The sequence below is a fragment of the Cupriavidus laharis genome (assembly GCF_914271435.1).
Taxonomy (GTDB): domain Bacteria; phylum Pseudomonadota; class Gammaproteobacteria; order Burkholderiales; family Burkholderiaceae; genus Cupriavidus; species Cupriavidus laharis.
In genome coordinates this window covers 36,314-61,846 of the sequence record NZ_CAJZAI010000019.1, presented here as the reverse complement: position 1 = coordinate 61,846, position 25,533 = coordinate 36,314, and the positions used below count along the sequence as shown (strand labels likewise).

The 25,533-nt window shown below is 67.1% G+C and carries 21 protein-coding genes and 1 pseudogene; 5 read left to right on the top strand and 17 right to left on the bottom strand.

The window, feature by feature from the left end:
• Position 1 precedes the first annotated feature (1 nt).
• Positions 2-250 (bottom strand): hypothetical protein, encoded by a 249-nt coding sequence (locus tag LDO29_RS24805; RefSeq protein WP_224082394.1) that lies wholly within the window; start codon positions 248-250, stop codon positions 2-4.
• 80 nt (positions 251-330) lie between these two features.
• Here LDO29_RS24805 and LDO29_RS24800 point away from each other — a divergent pair, with 80 nt between their 5' ends.
• Positions 331-1,344, top strand: coding sequence for a J domain-containing protein (locus LDO29_RS24800; protein WP_224082393.1), 1,014 nt, complete (start codon positions 331-333; stop codon positions 1,342-1,344).
• 102 nt (positions 1,345-1,446) lie between these two features.
• Here LDO29_RS24800 and LDO29_RS24795 read toward each other — a convergent pair whose 3' ends face one another.
• The 3 genes and pseudogenes from LDO29_RS24795 to LDO29_RS28250 form a co-directional block, all read right to left on the bottom strand.
• Positions 1,447-2,502: an alkene reductase gene (locus LDO29_RS24795; RefSeq protein WP_224082392.1), complete on the bottom strand. Its 1,056-nt coding sequence runs from the start codon at positions 2,500-2,502 to the stop codon at positions 1,447-1,449.
• A gap of 82 nt (positions 2,503-2,584) precedes the next feature.
• The gene (locus LDO29_RS24790) at positions 2,585-2,938 is read right to left on the bottom strand and encodes an ArsR/SmtB family transcription factor (RefSeq protein WP_224082417.1); all 354 of its coding nucleotides are present in this window, start codon (positions 2,936-2,938) and stop codon (positions 2,585-2,587) included.
• Between the two features lie 168 nt (positions 2,939-3,106).
• A pseudogene (locus LDO29_RS28250) lies at positions 3,107-3,535 on the bottom strand (AMP-binding protein); the annotation flags it as partial.
• A 283-nt stretch (positions 3,536-3,818) separates the two neighbouring features.
• Here LDO29_RS28250 and LDO29_RS24780 point away from each other — a divergent pair.
• The 3 genes from LDO29_RS24780 (at position 3,819) to LDO29_RS24770 (ending at position 9,336) form a co-directional block, all read left to right on the top strand.
• Positions 3,819-4,142 (top strand): thioredoxin family protein, encoded by a 324-nt coding sequence (locus tag LDO29_RS24780; RefSeq protein WP_224082391.1) that lies wholly within the window; start codon positions 3,819-3,821, stop codon positions 4,140-4,142.
• A 211-nt stretch (positions 4,143-4,353) separates the two neighbouring features.
• Positions 4,354-5,487, top strand: a complete 1,134-nt coding sequence (locus LDO29_RS24775) for a response regulator (RefSeq protein ID WP_224082390.1) — start codon at positions 4,354-4,356, stop codon at positions 5,485-5,487.
• Positions 5,488-5,490: 3 nt separating this feature from the next.
• Complete coding sequence (locus tag LDO29_RS24770) at positions 5,491-9,336, top strand: response regulator (RefSeq protein WP_224082389.1); 3,846 nt, start codon at positions 5,491-5,493, stop codon at positions 9,334-9,336.
• A 44-nt stretch (positions 9,337-9,380) separates the two neighbouring features.
• On the opposite strand, the gene LDO29_RS24765 is transcribed toward LDO29_RS24770, so the two are convergent.
• The 7 genes from LDO29_RS24765 to LDO29_RS24735 all read right to left on the bottom strand — a co-directional run bounded on the left by LDO29_RS24765 (position 9,381) and on the right by LDO29_RS24735 (position 15,568).
• A complete protein-coding gene (locus LDO29_RS24765) occupies positions 9,381-9,575 on the bottom strand; it encodes a hypothetical protein (protein WP_224082388.1) in 195 nt (64 codons plus the stop codon).
• 71 nt (positions 9,576-9,646) lie between these two features.
• Positions 9,647-9,991, bottom strand: a complete 345-nt coding sequence (locus LDO29_RS24760) for a hypothetical protein (protein WP_224082387.1) — start codon at positions 9,989-9,991, stop codon at positions 9,647-9,649.
• A 248-nt stretch (positions 9,992-10,239) separates the two neighbouring features.
• Positions 10,240-10,890, bottom strand: coding sequence for a MauE/DoxX family redox-associated membrane protein (locus tag LDO29_RS24755; RefSeq protein ID WP_224082386.1), 651 nt, complete (start codon positions 10,888-10,890; stop codon positions 10,240-10,242).
• Between the two features lie 26 nt (positions 10,891-10,916).
• Positions 10,917-12,479: an efflux transporter outer membrane subunit gene (locus LDO29_RS24750; protein WP_224082385.1), complete on the bottom strand. Its 1,563-nt coding sequence runs from the start codon at positions 12,477-12,479 to the stop codon at positions 10,917-10,919.
• Entirely contained in the window at positions 12,476-13,360 is an 885-nt protein-coding gene (locus tag LDO29_RS24745; RefSeq protein WP_224082384.1) for an efflux RND transporter periplasmic adaptor subunit, read from the bottom strand. The genes LDO29_RS24750 and LDO29_RS24745 overlap by 4 nt, the downstream gene beginning before the upstream one ends.
• Positions 13,357-13,566, bottom strand: a complete 210-nt coding sequence (locus tag LDO29_RS24740) for a DUF1656 domain-containing protein (protein WP_224082383.1) — start codon at positions 13,564-13,566, stop codon at positions 13,357-13,359. Before LDO29_RS24740 ends, LDO29_RS24745 begins: the two co-directional genes overlap by 4 nt.
• Positions 13,556-15,568 carry an FUSC family protein gene (locus LDO29_RS24735; protein WP_224082382.1) on the bottom strand — a complete coding sequence of 671 codons (2,013 nt, stop codon included), beginning with the start codon at positions 15,566-15,568 and terminating at the stop codon, positions 13,556-13,558. Before LDO29_RS24735 ends, LDO29_RS24740 begins: the two co-directional genes overlap by 11 nt.
• A 180-nt stretch (positions 15,569-15,748) precedes the next feature.
• Between LDO29_RS24735 and LDO29_RS24730 the strand changes: the two genes are divergently transcribed.
• Positions 15,749-16,657 (top strand): LysR family transcriptional regulator, encoded by a 909-nt coding sequence (locus tag LDO29_RS24730; RefSeq protein WP_224082381.1) that lies wholly within the window; start codon positions 15,749-15,751, stop codon positions 16,655-16,657.
• Positions 16,658-16,746: 89 nt separating this feature from the next.
• Here the strand turns inward: LDO29_RS24730 and LDO29_RS24725 are convergent, their stop codons facing one another.
• The 6 genes from LDO29_RS24725 to LDO29_RS24700 all read right to left on the bottom strand — a co-directional run bounded on the left by LDO29_RS24725 (position 16,747) and on the right by LDO29_RS24700 (position 24,736).
• Complete coding sequence (locus tag LDO29_RS24725) at positions 16,747-17,265, bottom strand: hypothetical protein (protein ID WP_224082380.1); 519 nt, start codon at positions 17,263-17,265, stop codon at positions 16,747-16,749.
• A 155-nt stretch (positions 17,266-17,420) separates the two neighbouring features.
• On the bottom strand, positions 17,421-18,143 hold the full coding sequence (gene pgl / locus LDO29_RS24720) for a 6-phosphogluconolactonase (protein ID WP_224082379.1): 723 nt from the start codon (positions 18,141-18,143) through the stop codon (positions 17,421-17,423).
• Positions 18,144-18,457: 314 nt separating this feature from the next.
• Positions 18,458-18,799, bottom strand: a complete 342-nt coding sequence (locus LDO29_RS24715) for a cupin domain-containing protein (RefSeq protein ID WP_224082378.1) — start codon at positions 18,797-18,799, stop codon at positions 18,458-18,460.
• A 130-nt stretch (positions 18,800-18,929) separates the two neighbouring features.
• Entirely contained in the window at positions 18,930-20,399 is a 1,470-nt protein-coding gene (locus tag LDO29_RS24710) for an AdeC/AdeK/OprM family multidrug efflux complex outer membrane factor (RefSeq protein ID WP_224082377.1), read from the bottom strand.
• Positions 20,396-23,548, bottom strand: a complete 3,153-nt coding sequence (locus LDO29_RS24705; RefSeq protein ID WP_224082376.1) for an efflux RND transporter permease subunit — start codon at positions 23,546-23,548, stop codon at positions 20,396-20,398. Before LDO29_RS24705 ends, LDO29_RS24710 begins: the two co-directional genes overlap by 4 nt.
• Before the next feature lie 27 nt (positions 23,549-23,575).
• On the bottom strand, positions 23,576-24,736 hold the full coding sequence (locus LDO29_RS24700) for an efflux RND transporter periplasmic adaptor subunit (protein WP_224082375.1): 1,161 nt from the start codon (positions 24,734-24,736) through the stop codon (positions 23,576-23,578).
• Positions 24,737-25,533 lie beyond the last annotated feature (797 nt).

Here is a 25,533-nt window from a genome sequence, read left to right as displayed (position 1 = left end):
TTTACCAATCCCGGGCAATCGACACGCTGAAAGATGACCGAGTTGGTGAACCTGGGCGTGGATGTCCCGATTCGGAGAAGACATGCCACGGCATCACTGCTTCAATCGCCTCGAAAAGGTCACCGCCACTCACCTTCGCCTCAACAACGATCGCGGTCAGCGTCGCATGACGCATTGCCGCCGGGAGCGGCACGCATTTTGACCCGGAAGTGGTGACCGCCTTCATGGATTGTTTTTTTCGTTTTGCCATATGTCATCGCGAGCCGGTGATTCCCTTGTTACTGCGCGGACGGTAAAATCGGTGTCGATCTTTTAGCGCCGGCGTCGAGAATGCATACCCATTACGATAATCTGAAGATTTCTCGTGAAGCCACGCCAGAGGTCATTCGTGCGGCATACAAGGCATTAAGTCAAAAGCACCATCCAGACCGGAACCATGACTCGCCCGAGTCTCACCGGATCATGACGATTATCAACACGGCTTACGAGGTCCTGATGGACCCGGCAAGGCGTGCCCAGCATGATGCCTGGATACAGGCGCAGGAAAAGGCAAAAGGGGCGGCGTCCGCAAATGCCGGGCAGCGTGCAAGGCCGGCTTCGGCAACCACTGGCGCCTCCACGGTCCCGGCGTCCCGGGCAGGTTCGGCGGCGCGTCAGGCGCCTCCCGGGGCTTCGGCGGCATCCCGGACATCGGGTGCTCCCACGGGAGCGGTAAAGCCGGCCGGCAACCGTACAGTTTCCAAGACGCTGTTCGTGCTGGTTGTCGCGGGGGCCGCGATTTACCTGATCATCCCGACCCCGCGCCAGCCCGCGGAGACTTCCAGCCAGCCTGCGGCGTGGATGCCTCTGGCCGCGACCGCGCCGGCAACGCCTGGCGAGTCGCGCGAGGCTCTCGCAACGGTGTGGAAGTCGCCTGGATTGCCGCCTCGCTACGTGCGCCAGCCCACGGCGCCGAACGGGCAGTCGTGGCCGGCATGGTCCAGCTACGTTCCCGGCTATCCCATCCGCAAGACGGGCGGATTGTCATCGCTTACGGTCGACAATTCGCGCAATTCGTCCGACGTCTTCCTGAAGGTGTTCTCGCTGGATGGTGGCGACCCGATCCCGGTGCGTTTTGCCCTCATCAAGGCTGGCACATCTTTCGAGTTTTCCAATATTGCGTCCGGCAGCTTCGACGTTCGCTATATGGACCTGGATACGGGAAAGATCTCCGGATCGGAGCCGTTTGAGCTGGAAGAAATTGCAGAAGGGAATGGCAAGCGATACAGCCGGATGTCGCTCTCGCTCAATACCGTGCGCAGCGGCAATACACGGGGTCGGGAAATCAGCGACAGCGAGTTCTAGTGCCTCCGCTGGACGCGGTCCGCGAGCGGCCGGCCAGATCAGGCCCGTAGGACAGATCTGGCGGCCATCTCGGGAACTCGGCAGCCGAGATGGCCAGTCGCGTCAGGCAAGCGCCGGGTAGTCCGTATAGCCTTCCGCGCCCGGGTGATAGAACGTTTCCGGCCGCGGCGCATTGAGCGACGCGTCCAGTTGGAGCCGGCGCGGCAAGTCCGGGTTGGCGATGAACAACTGGCCGAATGCCACCGCGTCGGCGTCGCCGGCGGCCAGTACGTGTTCGGCGGTCTGCTTGGTCATCTTTTCATTGGCGATATAGACGCCGCCGAATGCCGCCTTCAGCGCCGGCCCCAGGCGATCGTCGCCCACTGCCTCGCGCGCGCAGAGGAAGGCGATGCCGCGCCTGCCCAGTTCGCGTGCCACGTAGCCGAAGGTGGCGGCCGGATCGGAATCTCCCATCGAGTGCACGTCGCCGCGCGGTGACAGGTGTACGCCGACGCGGTTTGCACCCCACACCTCGATGCAGGCGTCGGTGACTTCCAGCAACAGCCGCGCGCGGTTCTCGATCGCGCCGCCGTAGGCGTCCGTGCGCTTGTTGGTGGAGTCCTGCAGGAACTGGTCGAGCAGGTAGCCGTTGGCGCCATGGATTTCGACGCCGTCGAAGCCCGCCTTCTTGGCGTTCTCGGCACCGTGCCGGTAGGCCGCGACCACGCCGGCAATTTCGTCGGTTTCCAGCGCGCGCGGCGTCACGTAGGCGCGCTTCGGGCGTACCAGGCTCACATAGCCTTCGGCGGCGATGGCGCTCGGCGCCACCGGCAGTTCACCGTCCAGGAAGATCGGGTCCGAAATCCGGCCCACGTGCCACAGCTGCAGGAAGATACGGCCGCCGGCGGCGTGGACCGCGTCGGTGACCTGCTTCCAGCCCGCCACCTGTTCATCGCTCCAGATTCCAGGCGTGTCGGCGTAGCCCACGCCTTGCGGCGTCACCGCCGTGGCTTCGGAAATGATCAGGCCGGCCGAGGCGCGCTGCACGTAGTACTCGGCCATCAGCGCGTTCGGAACGCGCTGACCGCCGACGGCGCGCGAACGCGTCAGCGGCGCCATGATGACGCGGTTAGGCAGGTCGAGGTCGCCGATGCGGATGGGATCGAAGAGAGTAGGCATGTGGTTTGGCCTTTCGTATTGGAGGGGAGAAGGGCACGCTCAGTGCGGCGGCATGATGCGGCAAGCGCCATGCCGTTAGGAATCAGAGATCCTGGTGGATATGGTCGAGGAACGCCTGGATCGTCTCTTCGTCACGCTTGAAGAAGACCCATTGGCCGATGCGCCTGGCGCGGATCAGCCCGGCACGCTGCAGCGTCGCGAGGTGCGCCGAGACCGTCGATTGCGACAGCCCGCAATGCGCGTCGATCAGCCCCGCGCACACGCCCATGTCGAGCGGGTGTTCCTGCTCGGCGAAATACGCTTCCGGCGTTCGCAGCCAGGCAAGGATATTCCGCCGCACGGGATTGGCCAGGGCCTTGTGGATCGCATCCACGTCGATCTCGGGCTGCGCAGGGGCGACGTCTGGTGCACGTCGTTTCGGTGATTCACGAACCATATATCGGCAGAGCTCAAAATTTATATCGTAACTATACGATATACGTGCAAGGCTTGCATGACCCCTTGCCGAGCACGGGTTTTCGGGATCACCGCTGGTCTCGATCCGCCAATCCGGGGCCTGTGCAGCCCTGAAGTCCTGAAACCTTAAGCCCGGAGGCGGGCGCGGGTTCGGCAGCATGCCAACCATGGTCGGCGCGGCAAAGAAATGGGTGACGCGCTCGGCTTCGACCAGTTGCCAGGCCTCGCCGGCGTCGAAGCGCCGCTGCAGCACCTGGGTGGCCCCAAGCTGCAACCGGGGCAGGAAGCCGGTATGGAGCTCGGCGGTATGGTTGAGCGGAGCGACCGACAGGCCCACGTCCTCGCGCGTCAGGCCCATGGCCTGATGCATCATCGCGTTGTGGAACAGCTTGCTGCGGTGGGTGTGCACGACGCCCTTGGGCCGGCCCGTGGTGCCGCTGGTGTACATGAGGATGCAGGGATCGTCCTCACGCACGATGATATCCGGTGCCGTGGCGGGCTGGCCCGCGGCCAGCGTGGCCAGGTGGTGCGTGGCAAACGACGGCGCGTCGCCGTCGTCGGCATAAGGTGCCGGCATGGCCGTCTTGTTCGGGTGAATTGCGAACTATAAGGCGCGCATGACAGGCGTGTGAAATAACGATTTGCTCTTTCCTTATGCACGAAGCTGCCCGCCCGAGCGGGCCGGCATTGTTGGAATTGCACATTGGCCGCGCCGCTGCGTCGATGCGCGGGCCAGAGGAAGCTGGCGTGAAGGCGGGTAGCATGGCAAACTCCGCGGCCGGTACGGTAGTTGCTGCGCAGCAGGCAACAGGCCGCATACATAGAAAAACAATTACCCCCCTTCGGGAGGAGACGCTGCGATGCCAATGATGGATCAATACCTTTCCGACGCGCCCCCGCGTGAGGAAATCGACGCCCTGCGGGGCCCCGCGCTGCTCGAGTTCGGCACCGACTGGTGCGGCTATTGCCAGCGCGCCCAGCCTGCGCTGGAGGAAGCCTTCGCCAGGTATCCCAACCTGCGGCACATCAAGGTCGAAGACGGCAGCGGCCGCCCGCTGGGCCGTTCGTTCCGGGTCAAGCTGTGGCCCACGCTGGTCTTCCTGCGCGATGGCCGGGAGGTATCGCGCCTGGTCAGGCCCGTCGATGCCGCGCCCATCCTGGAAGCCATGGCGTCGATAGCCTGAGCCCGCCTGGCCCGCCGGCCGATGCCAGCCGCGATGATAAGCGTGCTGGCAATCCCCGCTTCAGGAGGGGACAAGTTTTGCCCGTTCGGGCCGATTCTTCGAATGGCGATACCTGCGGTGTGGCAGCGCACCCGTGGGCGCCTGGTTCCTGAATCCGGTGCCGGTTCGCTTCGCACGCCAGCGGACGGCCGGCCAACCTTACGCATTGAACATGAGCGCCGACAGCCCAGAGCAGCGACCAACCGTCCTCGTCGTCGACGACGTTCCGGAAAACATTGCCGCCATGGTGGCAATGCTGCAGGACCAGTACCGCGTGCGCGTGGCCAACCGTGGCGCCAAGGCGCTGCAACTGGCCGCGTCGTCGGCGCCTGACCTGATCCTGCTGGACGTATCGATGCCGGAGATGGACGGCTATGAAACGTGCCGCCATCTCAAGGCCAACCCGGCCACGGCCCATGTGCCGGTCATCTTCCTGACCGCCCGCACGGACGAGCTGGAGGAGGCGCGCGGATTCGAGGTGGGCGCCGTCGACTACATCATGAAACCGGTGAGCCCGCCGGTGGCCCGCGCACGCATCGCCAGCCAGCTCGCGCTCAAGCAGGCGCATGATTTCCTGCGCGACCGGTCGGCCTATCTGGAGGCCGAGGTCCAGCGGCGCACGCGCGAGATCCTCCAGATCGAGGATGCCACCATCATCGCGCTGGCCGCACTGGCCGAAACCCGCGACAACGAGACCGGCAACCACATCCGCCGCACGCAGCACTACGTGAGGGCGCTGGCCCGCGCGCTGCGGCACGACCCGCACTTCAGCGCGCAACTGGACGACCGCACCATCGACCTGCTGTTCAAGTCCGCCCCGCTGCACGATATCGGCAAGGTCGGCATTCCGGACAGCATCCTGCTCAAGCCGGGCAAGCTGACCGCCGAAGAGTTCGAGATCATGAAGACCCACACCATGCTGGGCCGCGATGCCATTGCCGACGCCGAAGCCCAGTGCGGTACGCGTAATTCCTTCCTGCGCTACGCACGGGAGATTGCCCAATACCACCATGAGAAATGGGATGGCAGTGGCTATCCGGAGGGGCTTGCCGGCGATGACATCCCGGTTTCCGCACGGCTCATGGCGTTAGCGGACGTCTACGACGCGTTGATTTCAAGACGTGTCTACAAACCCGCGTTCTCGCACGAAGAGGCTGTGCGCATCATTGCGGAAGGCCGGGGCCGGCATTTCGATCCCGACATGGTCGACGCATTCCAGGGCATCGCCGACGAATTCCACGCCATTGCCCTGCGCTTTGCCGATCCTGAACACGAGCCGCAGCGCCGTTTGCCGCCCGCAATCTGAACGATGTCCAAGCCTAATCAAGACGCGGGCTTCTGGCTGCGCGGCTCCCTGCTGGCCTACGGCGCACTGTTGATCCTGGCTGTCTGGCTGGTGGCGTTCGCCGCGATGTCGATGGTGCGCCAGAACGAGCAGGCCAGCGTCGGCGCGCGCCTGGGTGCGACCGTCAACACCACCGCCCGGCAGCTCGAAACGTGGGCGAGCGAGCAGCGCCGCCGCGCCGTGTCGATGAGCACGCTCGAGGCGACGATCCAGCTTGCCCGGCCGCTGCTCGCCAATGGCGCGGACCCCAGTCCCGCGCGGATTCGCGAATTCGCTGACTGGATCACGCCGCTGTATCGCTCCAACGGGTACATCGGCTACGGCCTGATCTCGATGGACAACCGCATCGTCGTCTCGGATCTGGTGGAGCGCAGCGGACAGCCGCTGCAGCCCGAAGCCGCGGCGGCGGCCACACGGGCGCGCGAGAATGGCGCGTCGGTGTCCGCGCCATACCCGGGGCCGATCCTGGCGGACGGACCGGTCGGCCCGGTGGGCCGCAGCCCGTTCCAGGTCGTGTGCTCGCGCCTGTGGGACCATGACCGCGTCATCGGTGCGCTTTGCCTGCGCATCGACCCGTATGCGGTGATGCTGCAGATCCTCAAGGCCGCGCGCTTCGGCAACACGGGCGAGCTTTATGTGATCGACCGCGGCGGCCGGCTCAATTCGCCGAGCCGCTTCGACGAGATACTGGTCGGGCAAGGACTGCTCCAGCCCGGCGATGCGTCCATGTTCAACCTGCGCGTGCGCGTGCCGCACGATCTCGGCAATGGCAGCTGGCGCGCCGGCGACGAGGCGCCGCTCACGCGCATGGCGCAGCAGGTATTGCAGTCGGAGGCCTTGCAGGTCGCGTTCGGCTACCCGGACTACCGGGGGCGGCGCGTGGCCGGCGCCGGCCTGTGGATACCGGCATTGGACTGCGGACTGATCCTGGAGCAGGACATGGAGGAAGCGCTCAGCTCCTACCTGTCCACGCGCACCGTGGTGGCAAGCATGGCGGGCGCGATCATGCTGCTGATCGGCGTGGCGGCCTGGACGCTGCGCAAGAGCCAGCATCGCCTGGCACAGAGCGAAGAGCGGCTGCGCGCCTTGCTGGACCACTCGCCTGCCATCATGCACCTGAAGGACCGCAATCACGCGTTCCTGCAGCTCAATCCGTCGATGGAGACATTGCTCGGCCTGGATCGCGACCAGGTGCTGGGCAAGACCGACCGCGAGCTCGCGGTCATGCCCGACGGCACCCAGGAGCGCTGGGAGATCGAAGCACGCGTGATGGCCACGGGCCGGGCCGAGGAGCAGGTCTACACCATGGCGGCGCCGGAAGGCACGCGCGAGCTGCGCGTCATGCGCTTCCCGGTGAAGGATCCGGCCAGCAACGCGGTGGTGGGCGTGGGCGCGGTGGGCATCGACATTACCGACCAGGAGCGAGCCAACCGCGAACTCAAGGAAATGTCGCAGACGCTGGAGCAGAAGGTGTGGGAGCGCACCCGCGAGCTCGCCGTGGCCAACGCGGAGCTGGCCAAGGCCAAGCACGAGGCCGAGTCGGCCGCCCAGGCCAAGGCCAGCTTCCTGGCCAACATGAGCCATGAAATCCGCACGCCGATGAATGCGGTCATCGGCATGGCACACCTGGCGCTCAGCACGCAGCTCGATCCGCAGCAGCGCGACTATGTCGAGAAGATCCAGCGTTCGGGCCAGCACCTGCTGGGCATCCTGAATGACATCCTTGACCTCTCGAAAATCGAAGCCGGCAAGCTGGAAATCGAGCAGATCGATTTCTCGCTGGAGCGCCTGCTGCGCACGGTGGGCGACCTCGTCAGCGAACGCGCCGCCGCCAAGCAGCTCGAACTCGTGGTCGACGTGCAGCCCGACGTGCCGGATTCCCTGCGCGGCGACCCGCTGCGCATCCGCCAGGTGCTGATCAATTTCACCACCAATGCGGTCAAGTTCACCGAGCGCGGCGAGATCGTCGTCCGCGTGGCGCGCTGTGCCGGCGAGCATGCCGAGACGCAGGTGCGGCTGCATTTCGAAGTTCGGGACACCGGCATCGGCATCGATGCCGACGCCATTCCGCGGCTGTTCCGCAGTTTCGAGCAGGCCGACAGCTCCACCACGCGGCGCTATGGCGGCAGCGGGCTGGGGCTGGCCATCAGCCACCGGCTGGTGACGCTCATGGGCGGCAGGATCGGGGTGCAGAGCGAGGCCGGCAAAGGCAGCACGTTCTGGTTCGAACTGGCACTGCAGCCGGGCACCCGGCGCGCACCGGCACTGCTGGTGCAACCGGAACTGGCCGGGCGCCGGCTGCTGGTGGTGGATGACCACGGCTATGCGCGCCAGGTGATTGCGTCCATGCTGCGCGGCTTCGGCTTCCGCGCGGACGAAGTCGAATCCGGCGAGAAGGCGCTGTCCGCGATCCAGCATGCGGATGCGGTGGCCGACCCCTATCATGCCGTGTTCATCGACTGGCGCATGCCAGGGCTGGATGGCATCGAGACCGTGCGCAGGCTGGCAGCGATGTCATTGCGGAGCCAGCGTCCGCGGCCGCTGATGATCACCGCCAACGGCCGCGAAGAGGTTGTGCGCGAAGGCGAGCGCAATGGCTTCGAGACCACGCTGCACAAGCCCGTCAGCCCCTCGGTCCTGTTCGACGCCACCATGCGCGTGCTGGCTTCGGAGCCGGGGCGCATGGCGGAGCGGGGTGCCGCGCGATCCGTCACCGGCCCGGGCTGGACATTGCCGCACGCGCGCGTGCTGCTGGTCGAAGACAACGAGATCAACCGCGAGGTGGCCACGCACCTGCTCCAGCAGGCCGGCATTACGCCCGATACGGCGGAGAACGGTGCGATCGCCCTCGAACTGCTGGCCGTGCAGGACTACGACCTGGTGCTCATGGATATGCAGATGCCGGTCATGGACGGCTTCGAGGCCACGCGCCACATCCGTGCCAATCCGCGGCTGGCTTCGCTGCCGGTGGTGGCAATGACCGCCAATGCCTTGCCCGAAGACCGCAACCGCTGCCTGGCCGCCGGCATGGACGACCACATCGCCAAGCCTATCAGCCCGGCGACTTTCTTCACGACGCTGCACCGGTGGCTGACTGGCGCGCCGTCACGAACAGGAGCGGGCACGCAGGAGCCAGCCGACTGGCACGACGCCACGGCGAACGTAGTGGCCGAGGTGGCTGTAGTGGCCGAGGCTGAACCTGCGGGGACAGTAGGGGACTGGATGCAGGCACTCGCTGCCACGGGCATGCTGGACGTGGGCGGTGCTGTTGCCCGTGTCGGCGGGCGGACCGACACATTCCGCCAGTTGCTGGGGCGCCTGCTTTCTGGCTACGCTCACACGCCGCAGCAGATCGGTGCGTTGCTGCAAGGCGGCGAGCATGCCGAGGCTGCGCGCCTGGCGCATGCGCTGGCGGGCCTGGCGGGCAATCTTGGCGCCAGGCAGGTGGCCAGCGCTGCCACGGCACTGGAGTGTGCGCTGGTGGGGGGGGCGGCAGCAGACCTAGCTGCCCTGCTGCAGACGCTGGAACAGGCGCATGCAAGCCTGTGCGATGCGCTGCGCCAGCACTTGCCCGCGGAAACGCCCGCACCGGCGGCACTGGTTGCCACCCAGGCTGCCAGCACTGCGGATGTGGTCGACCGGCTGCGCCGGCAACTGGCGGAAGGCGCCAGCGAGGCCGGCCTGACGTTGGCCGCCAACCGCCAGCGCCTGGCCGATGTGCTGGAAGCGGATCGTTTCCGTCGCCTGTGCGAGGCGGTGGAAAGCTATGACTACGAAAGCGCCGTCGAGGTATTGGCGATTGGCCGATAGAGGCGGACAGCACAGCTGATGGCACGGTGCGGCCGCCGCCATGGTCAGCCGTGGTGGGGGATGCCTGGCGTGCTCGCCGGTGCCGCATCGGCAGAACGCTGGTGCGTATCTGCGCACGGATGCGCCGCGCGGGCGGCAGCGCGGCCGCGCTCGATGACGGCCCAGTCAGGGCCGGCCATGGCGGGCCATGCCGCCATGACAGCCGCGGCGCCCAGCAGCGCCAGCAGGATGTTCTTCATTGGGGATCTCGGGAAAAAAGGCGTCTGCGCAGGCGCCGTGGCACGCGAAGCCTGCGCTGGAAGACTGATGGTCAGGCGTTGGCGTCCGTACGTGCGGCGCCATGTGCCGGCGGGGCGGACACGCCGCTGCGGTCCATGCCGGCGAGGTTCAGCTCGGTTGCGGGGCGGTTGGCGCCGTCGGTGAACGGGTCGCGCTTGCCGAGGGCATTGGCACCGTCCGTGTACGGGTCGCGCTTGCCGAGGACATTGGCGCCGTCCGTGTACGGGTCCGGCTTGCCCTGGCGCATGACATAGCCGTAGCGGTCGCCGGAGATGCCGCGGTCCTGCAGGCCTTGAGCGGCCGCCTGGCCGGCCATGACGCTGGCGCCGAGGGTTGCGAGGGTAAGGAGGAGGGCTTTGAGGGTCGTGTTGTGCATGTCTGCTGCTTCTTCTGACTGATTTCAGCCGGCATTCCCCGTCAGGTTGGAGGGGGCGCGGGGCGGCGGATCTGCCGCCCCGCATGCCGTCCGGGTCGCCTTGTGGGCGGTGCCGTAGTGTTTGTTGTGCGGCACGGAGCAAGTGTAGTCATGCGAAGCTATTCCGTTGATGATTTAAACGTTCATCTTCAAGTCGTTTTTTTCATCATCCGTTCATGCTGGGTCCGGCCGCTCAGGGTAGACCCGCTTCATTCCCGGTGGCGGCATTCGCTAAACAGAAGCGTTTCACCCGCGCGGAACAAGGCTGGTCCGAGCTGCCGCGCGCGGGTGCAGCGTTCGAGGATGGCGGCGCGATGCGCGGCCACGTCGTCAAGCCGGTCGTTGCGGTTTCGCGTGACTTCTTCGATGGAGAACGGGGCGATGTCCTGGCGGCCGGTCAGCGTGGGCAGCATCCAGTTCATCAGCTCGGCAACTTCTGCATCTGTCAGCGACGAGCCGGACATGCCGGGCACCGGGATCAGAAACGCGCGCCCGGCGGCCATGGCCAGCAGTTGCGGGACTGTGGTGCTTGTCGTTGCCTGCCGCTGCCGCTGCCGCTGCCGCTGCCGACGCCGCGGCGATGGCATCAGTGCCAGTAGCCGCACCGCAACCGGTTCGGCGCCGATGAACGCCAGCGCCACGGCGCGCGCCCAGGCGGTGGGCACGAGCCGGTAAGCGTCGACGGCGGCATGGAAGCGGTCCGGCTTTCGCAGCTTGGGTGTCACCGAAAGCCACGTCGGAGATATACAGCCGGTTCTCGTCGGCGGGCGGGAGCGGGCCAACGTCAGCGTCTCGGGCGGCAGGTCGTCTGCCAACGCGGCACCGGCGCAGGGCGCGGCGGCAAGCAAGAGGGGAATCATGCGCCGGAATGGCGCAGGATTCGGGTTCAGGCAGGGCCGGACAGGTGATTGGAAGGTGGCGCTGCACCGTGCGGGCGCGTGGCGGTGTCCGGGGGGATATCCGTTTTTGGCAACGCATGCCCGCGATCAGAGGTCGGCGGCGGCGCCGGCGCATGCGGATTTGGCTGGTTTGCCTGCTGCCAGCCCCCGCCAAGTGCCAGGAACAGGTCGATCTGGCGCATGGCCACCTGGCTGTCCGACGCCGCGAGGGCGGATTCTGCATCGGTCAGCGTGCGTTCCGCATCGAGCCGCGCAAGGTAGGGCGTGCGGCCCGCCTCATACCGTTGCCGTTCCTGCCGGGCGGCTTCCTCGGCCTGGTCACGCGCCAGGCGCAGCGCCTGCTGGCGCTCCAGTTCGCGCGCATAGGCGCTGAGTGCGGTTTCCGTTTCCTGCAAGGCGCGCAGCACCACACCATCAAAGCGGGCCAGCGCAGCGTCCGCGCCGGCTTCCATGCGCGCAATGCGCGGCCGCACGCCGTTGGTCGGGAAATTCCAGCTCAGCATCGGGCCGATGCTCCAGCGTACCGTGGGGCCGCTGCCGAGGTCGCTCAGCAGGCCCGTCAGGCCGGCCGACGCGCCGATCCGGATGCTCGGGTACAGGTCCGCCGTGGCAACGCCGATCTTCGCCGTGGCAGCGGCCAGCTCACGTTCGGCCTGGCGGATATCGGGCCGGCGCTTGAGCAGCGCCGCGCCGTCGCCGACCGGCAACGGCTGCTTCAGTGGCGGTTCCTCATGGCATTCGATGTCCTGCGGCGCCAGCGCTGCCGGCGGCCTTCCGAGAACCAGTGCCAGCCGGAACCGGGCCGCGTCGCGCGCGGCTTCCAGCGGGGGAAGAGCAGCCCTCAACGCGTCGGCGCGGGCCCGGGCACGCACGGCATCGGTGGGCTCGGCGCGGCCGGCGGCCGCCAGCCTGTGCGTCGCGTCGGCCGTGCGCGTCTGCAGCGCGATCTGGTGGCGGGCCACTTCCAGTTCGTGGCTGGCCGCGCAACCCTGCACGTAAGCGCGGACCGTCTGGGCGACGACGCCGACGCGGGCCAGGTCCAGCGCAGCCTCGCTGGCCTCCACGTTTGCCAGCGCTGCCTCGTCGGCGCGCGCGAGCTTGCCGAAGAAGTCGATCAGGTAGGACACGCCAGGGCCAAAATCGCCGAGGTTGAACACCGGCGGCTTGGTGGTCTGCAGGTAGCTCTCACCCGACAGCTGGGCGCGCGAGACGCTCGCGCCGATGCCGCCCTGCGGCAGGTTTTCGGCCTCGACTTCATGGAAGGCGGCCGTGGCCCGGCGCAGGTTGGCCGATGCCACGCGGATATCGGTGTTGGCCGCCAGCGCCTGGCGCACGAGGTGGTCAAGGCGCGGGTCGTCATAAAGTTGCCACCAGGCATCCGGAACCGGGCCGACCGACACCGCGGGATCTGCGCTGCCCAGCAGCTTGCCGTTGGCCTCCGGAGCGCGTACGGCGGCGTGATCCGGCACGTGGTAATCCGGTCCGACCGTGGTGCAGGCAAACAGCAGCGGAACCAGCGGCGCCAGCCATGCGCAACGCCACGCTCTCACAGTTTGCGCTCCACGGCGGGCTGCTGCACGGACACCGTGGCGGTGCGTCCCGACACCAGCCGCACGTCAGGCGGCACCGCGTCCAGCATGATGCGCACCGGCACGCGCTGCGCCAGCCGCACCCAGTTGAAGGTCGGGTTCACATTGGGCAGCAGGTTGGACCCGGCGCTGCGGTCGCGATCCTCGATGCCGGCGGCGATGCTCTGCACGTGCCCGCGCAGGTGGCGCGGCTCGCCCATGATATGCACGTCCACCGGGCTGCCGATGCGGATGCGGTGCAGCTTGGTTTCCTCGAAATAGCCTTCCACGTGGAACGACGCCGCATCGACCATCGACAACACGGGCCGTCCGGTGGAAACGTAGTCGCCCAGGCGGGGCAGGCGATCGTTCAGATAGCCGTCGGCGGGGCTCAGCACGCTGGTGCGCTCCAGGTTCAGGCGCGCCAGGCGCACGGTGGCTTCGGCCTGTGCGAGCGCGGCCTCGGCCTGTTCGACGCGGGCGCGGCCCTGTTCGGCCACCTCGCCGGCAACCAGGCCATCGAGCGACCGGTTGCGCGCGGCTTCGCGCCGCGCCTGTGCCAGCGTCGCGCGCAATGCGGCGGCATTGGCCGTGGCCTGCTGCAGCGCCAGCGCGTAGCGGTCGCGGTCGATCTCGAACAGCACCTGTCCGCGCCGCACCTGCTGGTTGTCGTGTACCAGCACGCGCGTCACCAGTCCCGACACATCGGGCGCGATCTGGACGATATCGGCGCGCACATGGCCATCGCGTGTCCACGGTGCCGCCGTGTAGTAATCCCACAAGTGCCGGAGCACAAGGACGGCGGCGGCCAGTGCCACCAGCGTGGGCAGCAGCCTGAGGATCGGGCGAATTCTGAGTGTCATGTCAGCAGCCTCAGACCGAGGGCGACCACGCCGCCCAGGACGATCACATAGAGGCAGAGATTGAAGAGGGAGCGATGCCACACATGCCGGTAGAAACCGGCCCGGGCCAACAGCAGGCGCACGCACGTCGTGAGCGCAAAGGCGGCCAGCATCAGCACCAGCAGGGCCGGCACAAACACGCCGTACAGGTCGATCTCAGTGTTCAATGGCGGCTCCTGAATCCTTCGCGCCGGCCGTGCCCGGCTCGTGCAGCGTGACGCGGAGTGCCACCAGCGCGGCAATGGCCTCGTCACGGTTTCCGGGCAGCGCACCGACCTGGGCAATCGCTGCATCGATGCAGCCGGGCAACTCGGCGGACGGCGCAACGGTGTGCCCGTGGCGAAGACAGGCACGGTAGTGGCGTGCCACCAGCGCCAGCACGCGCCGGACCGGCCGGCGCGCGGCGGATGGCATGGATGGCAGCGCGCGCCGCAGCGCCAGCGCGCAGAAGCCCACATGCAGTTCGCTGAAGCCGTCCGGGCCGGCACGGCTGGCGCCGAGCCGCGGGACAAGCTGGCCCAGGCGGTCCAGCATGCGTGCGCCGAGCTTGGCGTCATGATCCGCGCCGGGCCAGGCGGCGGCGCCGGCCAAGTCTTGCCAGCTTGCGCGGATCAGCCGGCGCGCGGCCACGCCGGCGCCGAACGGGCGTGTCGCCAGAGCCCATAGCGGCGCAAACAGCATGGCAGCCGCATTGGCCAGGCTGCCGTTGAAGGTGCCGAGGAAATTGGCGTCGTAGACGCTCTGGATATTGGCGAACGATGCCGTGTTCACCGACAGCAGCATGGCGATCAGGTTGAAGCCGGGGCGGGCGATCAACATGCCGATGCCGAGGTAGGGCACCGCCAGCATGCCGGCCAGCGTCTCGAAGCTCTGCGCATGCGGCACCACCAGGAACAGGTAGAACGAGGCCACCACGAGGCAGACGGCGCTCCAGCGCAGGAAGGACCGCGCGACCGGCCGCGGCTCGTCGATGGTGGCGAAGAAGCAGCAGGCAATGGTAGCCACCGCGACTGCGCCGGCGCCGTCTTCCCATCCCGAGAAGATCCAGAGCAAGCCGGCACAGAACACCGCAAGCCCGGTGGAGATCGCGCCGAACAACAGCATGCCGTGGTCATGATGGTGGTTGCCTCTTGCCGGCGCGGCTGCGGCGGCCGGCATTGCACTCAGCGCCGGAAACGGCCGGTCGGGGCGGTCGCCGATGCCGTGCTGCAGCGCTGCGCAGTCACTGCAAAGCGCGGCCAGTTGCGCGAGCTGACAGTTCGCCGCCGTCAACAGCTGCGCGTGCCAGGCGTCCGCGGCGGCGCTGGCCAGCGCGGCGCGGTCCACCCGCGGCGGCGGGCCTGCCATGCCGGCGCGCAGCCATTGCGACAGCGCCGCCAGCGCATGCGCGGGCGGGGCCGGTACGCCGGCCGGATGCGTGCGCAGCGCCTGCAGCACCGCCGAGAGCGCGGACAGCAGCGGCATCAGTGCGGTCATGCGTGTCCGCAGGGCACGCGCGTGGCGCAGGGAGGTAGCGCTTTCGGTGTCATAGGAAAGCTGGGCGATCAACTGGTCCAGTGCCAGGATGTCAGCCGCGAGCCGGTGGCGGCCCGCGTCCGCGCCAGGTTTCGCGCAGAGTATGTCGTCAGCCCACGCCGCGGCGTCCACAAGCCAGCTTGCGGCGCGTGCGCGCAGGGCCGGTGCCACCTTGGCGGGCAGGATGATCGCGCCGACCAGTCCCGCGCAGACAATGCCGATGACGATCTCCTCGATACGGGCCACCGCGACATCGAAGATCTGCGCCGGTTGGGCAACCGCCGGCAGCGCAACGATCGGCAGTGTATAGGCGGCCAGCAGGAACACATAGGCGCGCGGCGAGCGCTGCAGCAGGGACAGGTAGACCAGCGCCACGATCCACAGCGAGATCGCGGCCATCAGCGCGATGGGCATGTTGACCAGCAGCGGCACGGTTGCCACGGCGGCAGCGGCGCCCAGCACCGTACCCGCCACGCGGTAGGCGGCCTTGGAGCGCGTGGCGCCGGTCAGCGGATGCGAGACGAAGTACACCGTCGCCATGGCCCAGTAGGGGCGCGGCAGCCCGAGGGCCAGGGCGGTATAGAGCGCGAGCATGGCCGCCAGGAATGCTTTCAGCGAAAACAGCCACTGTCGTGCATTCGGCCGCGTAGCCATCGGATGGGATCGTACTGTTTGAGGTCGGGGGCGCATCGTGCGCCGCCTGCTGCGGTCTTGGTGCCGGCGACAGGCGGAAGCGGGGCGTGGAAGCGAAGTGTAGCCAAATGACAGGCATTCCAATCATGATTTAAAATTCCGCATTCCATTCGGTAATTTCATGGAAGTGCCGCATCCGCCATGCCCATCGATATCCGCGCCCTGCGCTACTTTGTCGAGACCGCGCGCCTGAGGAGCTTCACCCAGGCCGCTACCTCGCTGTTCGTCACGCAATCCACCATCAGCAAGATGGTGCGCCAGCTCGAGGACGAAGTCGGACAGCCGCTGCTGATCCGCGAAGGCAAGACGGTACGGCTGACCGATGTGGGCCGCGTGGTGTACGAGCGCGGCCAGGAAGCGCTCGGTGTCGTGCACCGGCTGACGCTGGAGGTGGCGGACCTGTCTTCGCTCGGGCGTGGCCAGTTGACCGTTGGCATTCCGCCCATGGCCAACCTGTTCTTCTCGCCGGCGGTCAGCGCGTTCCGCAAGCGCTATCCCAACCTGGAGTTGCACCTGGCCGAGCACGGCGGCCACCTGGTCGAAAAGATGGTGGCCAGCGGCGAACTGGAGGTGGGCGCCACGGTGCTGCCCGTGGACAGCGGCCTGGAACTGGCCACACAGCCGTTCGCCAAGTATCCGATCTGGGTGGTCGGGCCGCGCAAGGCGCCGTGGGCGCGGGGCAAGACCGTCAGCCTGGCGGCGCTGCGCGACGAGCCGCTGGTGCTGCTGACCGAGGAGTTCTCGCTGACGCACAAGCTCCGCCTGGCCTTCCTGGAAGCGCGCATCGAACCGCGCGTGGTGGCGCAGAGCGGCCACTGGGATTTCCTCGCGTCGATGGCGGCGGCCGGGCTGGGCACCACCTTCCTGCCGCAGCCATTCCTGGCCAGGCTGCAGGACCGGGACAACCTTGCCGTGGCGCGGCTGTCGGAGCCGGCGATGGACTGGGGGCTCGCGCACATCAGGCTTCCGGGGCGGTATCTTTCGCATGCCGCGCGGGCGTGGCTGGCGGTATGCGATGAGGTGTTGGGCGGGAAGGCGGTGGCGCCCTGACCTGTGTGCGCCAGCGTCCTTGTTTCAGGTGAAACGTTCCGGGCAGGGGTGTTGCGGGACTTCTGAAGTCAGAAAAACGCCGTGGCGCTTCAGGTGCCGGTCTTTTCCGCGCACCGGCCCGGCGGGACATGCAGCACCACCAGCGGCTCCTCGCCAGCCATATAGCGGTAGTCCAGTGTCACGCCGAGCTTGCCGAGCACGGGCACGTCCGGGTTACGGCAGATGCCTCGCTCAAGAATGGGCCTGGCCGAGACCATGAAACCCTTGGTGTCCTCGCGCCGCGGATCGACGCCTGTCACCTGGAGGCGGAACTCCACCACCTTGCCGGGGCGCACGGCACAGCCGGTCAGGCGCGTCGAATCGTCGAGCACAACCGGTGCGGCCCGTGCCAGTTCTGCGCAGGCCAGGCCGAGTTGCCGCTCGGCATCGCGCGCGGTCAGCCGTGTTACGCCCGACATGCCGCCTGGTTTGCCGCGCACGGTGCCCAGCAGCAGGCTGGCCAGCTCGGAGAGCGGCGGGGCGGCAAAACCGTCAGGGGATGCAGCGACGAAGAGGGGCAGCAGGCATGTTGCCAGCCGTTTGACGACAGAAAGGTTAGGGAATGGCATGGGGGCCGCAATGCACGCAAAAGCATCCCGGAACGGGCGATGCTACTGTAGCGCGCGGCGAGGCCGATTGTTGTCAGGCGTTGTCCTACCATGCAACAGCCGCCGGCCCGCCAGCTTGCCTCAGCGTGGCGGGGCAGCAGCAAGGGCGGGCTGGGCTATTGCGTCCAGTAGACATCCACCGGCGTGCTGTCCTGGTGAAGCAGGTAGCTGACTGGCAGCATGGGCGTGGGCTCCATGGTGGCGGCATCGAACACCTGTTTCTTCCATGGGCCGCTGAAGCTCAGCAGGACGCGGCGTGCGCCCAGCAGGGCGCTCAGGTTCAGGCTGACGCGGCGGTGCGGCGCCGCGCGCGGGCTCAGCGCCAGGTAGCCCGGCGGCTCGTCCAGCGACAAGCCCGCGGGCAGTTCGGGGGCATCGGCGAACAGCGAGGCAGTATGTCCGTCGTCGCCCATGCCCAGCACGACCACGTCGGGCTGGCGGTAATTGCGGTTCAGCTCGGCGACCACCGCCGATGCATCGATTTCGTCGATCTCCGTGCAGAATGATGGCACGGGTGGCTGGAACGACGCACGCGATGCAGCCTGGCGCAGCAGCGCGTCGCATACCAGGCGCGCATTGCTGTCGGTGTGGCCGAGGGGCACCATGCGCTCGTCGACAAGCATCACGCTGACGCGATCCCACGGCAACGGCCGTTGCTGCAGCGCCGTGAACAGCGGCAGCGGCAGACGGTCGCCCGAAATGGCCAGGCAAGCGTCTTCCTTGCTGGCCAGCGTGCGCTCCAGCTCGCACGCCACGGCCCGCGCCATGGCGTCGGCGTGGGCGCCGGCATCGTTCAGTTCGATCTGGCGCATGGCTTCCTCCCTGCTGGTGTGCGGCATGGCGTGACGCGTTGCGGCGCCATGGCCTGCTCGCGGCGGAACAGCACGATCATGCAGCTGCACCGGCGCACATTCGGGTCGCGCCTTGGCCCGGATCGGCTTGTTGCCGGGCTCAGCGCTTGTTGGGTGAATCGATTCTATGTTCCAAACCGTGCGCTGCACAATCAGGCTGGCGCTGATATGCCGAGGGAGGCGCGTGGAACTGGCGTCATTGCGCCGCAGCGTGCGGAGCGGGTCACAATCACGCACGCCGGAGGCAAAGGCGGGTAGGGATTACAGGGGACAAGCCGGCTGTTGCAGCGCGAAAAAGCGGCTCAGGAAGCCCCGTGGTTGACCAGGACGACCGTCACGAGCAGCGACGCGTTGGTAATCGCCGTGACATCGTGCACGGCTGCCGGGCCCAGGTAGAGCAGGTCACCCTGATGCAGCCGGCGCTGCACGCCATCGATGCCGATTTCCACTTCGCCCTCCAGGCACTGGATGGTCAATGGTCCGGCGACAGCGTGGGATCCGACATGCTTGCCGGCCGGCAGCACCATGCGCATCACTTCCAGCCGCTGTTCCTTGAACAGGGCTGCGCTTGGCGTTTGCGTGAGCTGCTTGCCCAGTGGCAGCACGCTGGCGACTTCACCGGAAGACAGGTGGGGCAGGGACATGGCGGGCCTCCTCGTTGCGGTGTGGCTTGGCGGTGACGAAATACCTTCTGGTCATTGTAGGAGCCCTGACCGGGCCGCCGGAGCCGCGCAACGATGGCCAGCCCACGTTGCGCGGACTGGCCGGCCGCGTTCAGGAAGATGGCCCCGGCGTCGCCTGGCCCGCCGCGTCGGTCCCGCTGCGGGTCTGGTCATGCCAGCCGCCGCCGAGGGCCTTGTAGAGATTGACCTCGCTGGACAGCTGCTCCTGCCGTGCGACGATCAGCAGCTGCTGCGCGTTGTAGAGCGAGCGCTGCGCGTCCAGCACCGCCAGGTAGCTGTCCACGCCCGTGCGGTAGCGGCGGTCGGCGAGGTTGTAGGCATCCTGCGCCGCTTCGACAAAGCGCACCTGCGCCTCGAGCTGGCTCGTGTACGTGCCGCGCGCGGCCAGGCCGTCGGCTACCTCGCGGAAGGCCGTCTGCACCGTGCGCTCGTACTGTGCGACGTTGATGTCCTTCTGGATGGTGGCGTAGTCCAGGCTCGCCTTGAGGCTGCCGGCCGTGAACAGCGGCAGGTTGATCTGCGGCTGGAACAGCCAGGTGCCCGAGCCGCCCGCGAACAGCCCCGACAGCTCATTGCTCGCGGTGCCGGCCGAGGCCGTCAGCGTGATGCGCGGGAAGAAGGCGGCGCGCGCCGCGCCGATATTGGCATTGGCCGACCGGAGGCGGTGCTCGGCCGCGAGCACGTCCGGCCGGTTCTGGAGCAAGTCGGACGGCAGCCCGGCCGGTACATCGGCCGTGAGCTTCTGCTCGAGGCCCAGCGGCGGCGGCAGATCCGCCGGCATGCCAGTGCCTAGCAGCAGCACCAGCGCGTTCTCGTCCTGCGCCACCAGGCGGGTGTAGCGCGACAGGCTGGCACGCGCGTTTTCGACGGCGGTCTGGGCCTGTCGCAGGTCCAGGCGCGAGGCAATGCCTTCTTCGTAGCTGCGCCGCGTCAGGCCATAGCTGCGCTCGTAGTTGGCCAGCGTGTCGCGCGTGAGCGTGAGCAGCGCCTGGTCGGCACGCCATGCCAGGTAGGCGTTGGCGACGCTGGCCACCAGAGCGATTTGCGCGCTGCGGCGCGTCTCGTCGCTGGCGAAGTATTGTTCGAGCGCGGCTTCGCTGAGGCTGCGGATGCGGCCGAACAGGTCGATTTCCCAGGCGGTGGTGCCGAGCGCCACCCCGTACTGGCTCGCGATCATGCGCCGGCCGGTGGTGGACAGGTCTGCGGGAATACGCTGGCGCGTCTCCTGCGCGGCCACGCCGATGGCCGGGAAGAGGTCGGCGCGTTCGATGCGGTACTGCGCACGGAACGCTTCCACGTTCAGCGCCGCTACGCGCAGGTCGCGGTTGTTTTCCAGCGCGACTTCGATCAGGCGGCGCAACTGCGCATCGGCAAAGAAGTCGCGCCAGCCAAGGTCGGTCGCGGGCACCTGCTGTGTGTCCGCGGCGGCATCGGCGGCCGGATAGGCAGTGCCTTGCGGGTAGGCTTGCGACACCGGCAGGGCCGGCTGTTCATACGAGGGAATCAGGCTGCAGCCGGCCAGCAGGGCCGCGGCGGCAGCGCAGGTCAGGGTCTTCTTCATTGCAGCGCGCCTTTCTCGACGGGGGCGTCAGGCTTGGTCGGCTTGCGTTTGCGTGCGAACAGCGAATTGACGGCGACAAAGAACAACGGCACCCAGAAGATCGCAAGCACCGTGGCGGTGATCATGCCGCCGATCACGCCCGTGCCGATGGCGTGCTGGCTGCCCGAGCCGGCCCCGGTCGAGACCGCCAGCGGGAATACGCCAAGCATGAACGCCAGCGACGTCATCACGATCGGGCGCAAGCGCATGCGGCAGGCTTCGATGGCGGCGTCGACCAGGCTCTTGCCGTGCTCGTACTGGCTCTTGGCGAACTCCACGATCAGGATGGCGTTCTTGGCCGACAGGCCGATGGTGGTCAGCAGGCCGACCTGGAAGAACACGTCATTGGACAAGCCTCGTCCCATGGTGGCGAGCAGCGCACCAATGACGCCGAGCGGCACCACCAGCATCACCGAGAACGGGATCGTCCAGCTTTCATACAGCGCCGCCAGGCACAGGAACACCACCAGCAGCGACAGGGCGTAGAGCGCCGGTGCCTGCGAGCCCGACAGCCGTTCTTCATAGGACAGGCCGGTCCAGGCGTAGCCCACGCCCGAGGGCATCTGCTTCATGATTTCTTCGATCGCTTTCATCGCTTCGCCGGAACTGCGGCCGGGCGCGGGCTCGCCCAGCACTTCCACGGCCGACACGCCGTTGTAGCGCTGCAGCTTCGGCGACCCGTAGTCCCACTTGCCCTCGGCAAACGCGGAGAACGGCACCATTTCTCCTTTGTCGTTGCGCACGAACCACTTGTCGACGTCGTCTGGGTTCATGCGCGAATCCGGACGCCCTTGCACGTAGACGCGCTTGACCCGGCCGCGGTCGATGAAGTCATTGACATAGCTGGAGCCCCAGGCAATCGTCACCGTGCTGTTGATGTCGGCCAGCGAGATGCCAAGCGCGCGGGCCTTCTCATCGTCGATCACGAGCTGGTACTGCGGCTGGTCGTTCAGGCCATTGGGACGCACACGCTGCAGCACGGGGTTCTGTGACGCCAGCGCCAGGAATTTGTCGCGCGCGTTCATCAGCGCCACGTGGCCGAGGCCGGCCTGGTCCTGCAGGTAGAGGTCGAAGCCGGTGGCGTTGCCCAGTTCCTGCACGGCCGGCGGGGCAAACGCGAACGACATGGAGTCACGGAAACTCGCGAACTTGCGCTGGGCGCGCGCCGCCAGGTCGAATACGCTGGTGTTGTCGCCGCTGCGCTCTTCCCACGGCTTGAGCAGGATGAAGGCGAGGCCCGAGTTCTGGCCGCGGCCGGCAAAATTGAAGCCGCTGACCGTGAACAGCGAATCGACGACGCCGGCTTCATCCTTCAGCAGGTACTCGCGCATCTGGCTCAGGACCTTCTGCGTGCGCTCGGCCGTGGCGCCAGCCGGGGTCTGGACCTGGGCATAAAGCACACCCTGGTCCTCGTCCGGCAGGAACGACGTCGGGATGCGCGTGAACAGGAAACCCATTACCACGAGGATGGCGACGTAGATCAGCACGAAAGGCAGGCGGCGCTTCAGGATCGACGCGACGCCGCGCTCGTAACCCTGCGTGGTCGCGATGAACTTGCGGTTGAACCAGCCGAAGAAGCCGCCCTTGTTTTCGCCGTGGTCGCCTTTCTCGATGGGCTGCAGCATGGTGGCGCACAGCGCGGGCGTGAGGATCAGCGCGACCAGCACCGACAGCACCATGGATGACACGATGGTGATCGAGAACTGGCGGTAGATCACGCCGGTGGAGCCGCCGAAGAATGCCATCGGCAGGAACACCGCCGACAGCACCATGGCGATACCCACCAGCGCACCCTGGATCTGGCCCATGGAGCGCCGCGCGGCCTCCCTGGGCGGCAGGCCTTCCTCGGCCATCACGCGTTCGACGTTTTCCACGACCACGATCGCGTCATCCACGAGCAGGCCGATCGCCAGCACCATGCCGAACATGGTCAGGGTGTTGATGGTGTACCCGAACGCGGCCAGCACGCCGAACGTGCCCAGCAGCACCACCGGCACGGCGATGGTGGGGATCAGCGTGGCACGGAAGTTCTGCAGGAACAGGTACATCACCAGGAACACCAGCACGATGGCTTCCAGCAGCGTCTTCACCACCTCGTGGATCGAGCCCGAGATCACCGGCGAGGTGTCATACGGATAGACCACCTTCATGCCGGCCGGGAAGAACGGCTCGAGCCCGTCGAGCGTCTTGCGGATGGCGCGTACCGTTTCCAGCGCATTGGCCCCGGCCGCCAGGCGCACGGCAATACCCGAGGCCGGCTGGCCGTTGTACTGCGCATTGATGTTGTAGTCCTGGCCGCCGAGTCCGACCTCGGCCACGTCCTTCAGACGCACCTGCGAGCCGTCGGGGTTGACCTTGAGCAGGATGTTGCCGAACTGCTCGCTGGTCTGCAGGCGGGTCTTGCCGATCACGCTGGCATTGAGCTGCTGGCCCTTGACGGCCGGCAGCCCGCCGAGCTGGCCGGAGGCCACCTGCACGTTCTGTGCCTTGATGGCATTGCTTACGTCGAGCGGCGTGAGCTGGTAGCTGTTGAGCCTGGCCGGGTCGATCCACACGCGCATCGCGTACTGCGAACCGAACACTTGGAAGTCGCCCACGCCGTAGGTGCGCGACAGCGGATCCTGGATGTTCGAGACGATGTAGTTCGACAGGTCTTCCCGCGTGACCTTGGGGTCGGTGGAGATCAGGCCGACGATCAGCAGGAAGTTGCGCACCGACTTCGTCACGCGGATGCCTTGCTGCTGCACTTCCTGCGGCAACAGCGGCTGCGCGAGCGCGAGCTTGTTCTGCACCTGCACCTGCGCGATGTCCGGGTTGGTGCCTTGCTCGAAGGTGACGGTGATCGTCATGCTGCCGTCGGAATTGCTTTCCGACGAGATGTAGCGCAGCCGGTCCAGGCCGTTGAGCTGCTGCTCGATCACCTGGACCACCGTGTCCTGCACGGTCTCTGCCGAGGCGCCCGGATAGTTCACCGAGATGGCGATGGTCGGCGGCGCAATGGCCGGGTACTGGCTGATCGGCAGCGCGCGGATCGACAGCACGCCGGCCAGCATGATGACCAGCGCGATCACCCACGCGAAGATGGGGCGATCGATAAAGAAATTGGACATGGATGCTCCCTGGCCCTGGTGAAGCCCTCAGGGCTTGGCCGCGACGGCGGCGGATGCGCCGGATGCAGCGGCCGGCGGTGCGCCCGCGCCGCTGTCGGCCTGGGCCACGCGGACCTTGGCGCCGGGCTTGACGAACTGCAGGCCCTCGACAATGACGCGGTCGCCGGCCTTGAGGCCATCCACCACCAGCCACTTGTCCCCGATCACGCGGTCGGTACGGATCTGGCGCAGTTCCACTTCATCCTTCGCGTTGACGACTAGCGCCGTGGCCTGGCCCTTGAGGTCGCGCGTGACGCCTTGCTGCGGGACGAGCAGGCCATTGGCCTTCACGCCTTCACGCAGGCGCGCATGGACGAACATGCCGGGCAGCAGTTCGTGGCGCGGGTTCGGGAACACGGCCCGCAGCGTGACCGAGCCGGTGCCCTGGTCCACCGCGACCTCCGAGAACTCCAGCCGGCCTGGTTCCGGGTACTTGGTGCCGTCCTCCAGCACCAGGTCCACCTGGGCCGCGTTGGCCCCGGCGCTCTGCAGGGCGCCATTGGCCAGTTCGCGGCGCAGACGCAGCAAGGATGCAGATGGCTGGGTCACGTCGACGTAGATCGGATCGATCTGCTGCACCACCGACAGGGCCCCGGCCTGGCCGTTGGTGACCAGCGCGCCTTCGGTCACGGCGGAGCGGCCGATGCGCCCGGAAATCGGCGACAGCACCTTGGTATAGCGCAGGTTGATCTCGGCACGCTCCACCGCCGCCTGCGCCTGCAGCCAGGCGGCCTTGGCCTCGTCATACTGTTGCTTGCTGACCGCTTCGTCGCCCACCAGCCGCCCGTAGCGCTCGGCCAGCAGCCGTGCGGATTCCAGCGTCGCCCTGGCGCTCTTGTAGGTGGCGTCGTAGGTGGAAGGGTCGATCTGGTAGAGCTGCTGGCCCTGGGTCACGTCACTGCCTTCCTTGAACAGCCGGCGCAGGATGATGCCGTCCACCTGCGGACGGACTTCGGCGATGCGGAAAGCCGTGGTACGGCCAGGAAGCTCGGTATCCAGCGTGACGGGTTCGGTCTTGAGCGTGACCACGGTGACCTGGGGCGGCGGCGGGGCGGCGGCCTCTTTCTTACCGCTGCATCCGGCGAGTGTTGACAGGGCGATGGCCAGCGTAACAGGAACCCAGGCGCGGCAGCCGCGTAATCGTTGCATTGCGATTTCCTGCGAAAAAATCAAGCGAATCAAGGTGTCAGCGGCCAAGCCCGGTTGGCCGGCGCCAGGTCGGAACAGCGAGGCGAAGCAAGTGCCATGCCCGATGTCGCGCCGGCGTCTGTTGAGAGCGGCAAGCCGTGACGCGAAGGGCCGGGCTTGCTTGGCGTAGCCGAGAAGTCTATCCCGACTCGGCAAAACGTTCCGGCCGATTATCGGCTTTCAATATTTCAGAATCTTTCATGGCGATTTTCCGGGCGAGTCCGTTGACATGAAAGTTGGGGACCAGCCGGGGCCGGGCGACCGTTGTCGTGCAACAACGGCGCGCGGGCACGGGTGCATAGGCTCCGGGGCGTGTTTTCCCGCTCTTTATTCACCCGACTGGGGGTGTTCCCGCGGAGGCGGAACTGGGAGAATCCGGCTCATTGAGAGACTCGACTCAAGTCCTCAAGCCCTTATGCCCGCGCTTGCGCGGGCTTTTTCTTGGTTCTTCGTTGAATTGTGCGGGGGCTGTGGGGAGGATTGGGTTGGTGTTCTTGACAGGCGTGGCTGTTTCGCCGGCGTAGCCGGCGACCTACTTTTACCCGAGCGGTAAAAGTAGGCAAAAGCGCGTTTTCGTGGTTGACGAACGGCTCGATGAGGTGAAGACGGTCCAGGGGCATAACCAGACTGCCTGCCGCGTAGATGATTAGGATGGGACAGGGCGTACGAACGAACCCGGATTACCGAGTGGTCCCTACTAACAGCGATATCGCGGGGACGCCTACGGCTGCGCTGCGCGCAGTCAGTAGTCGGGGCGC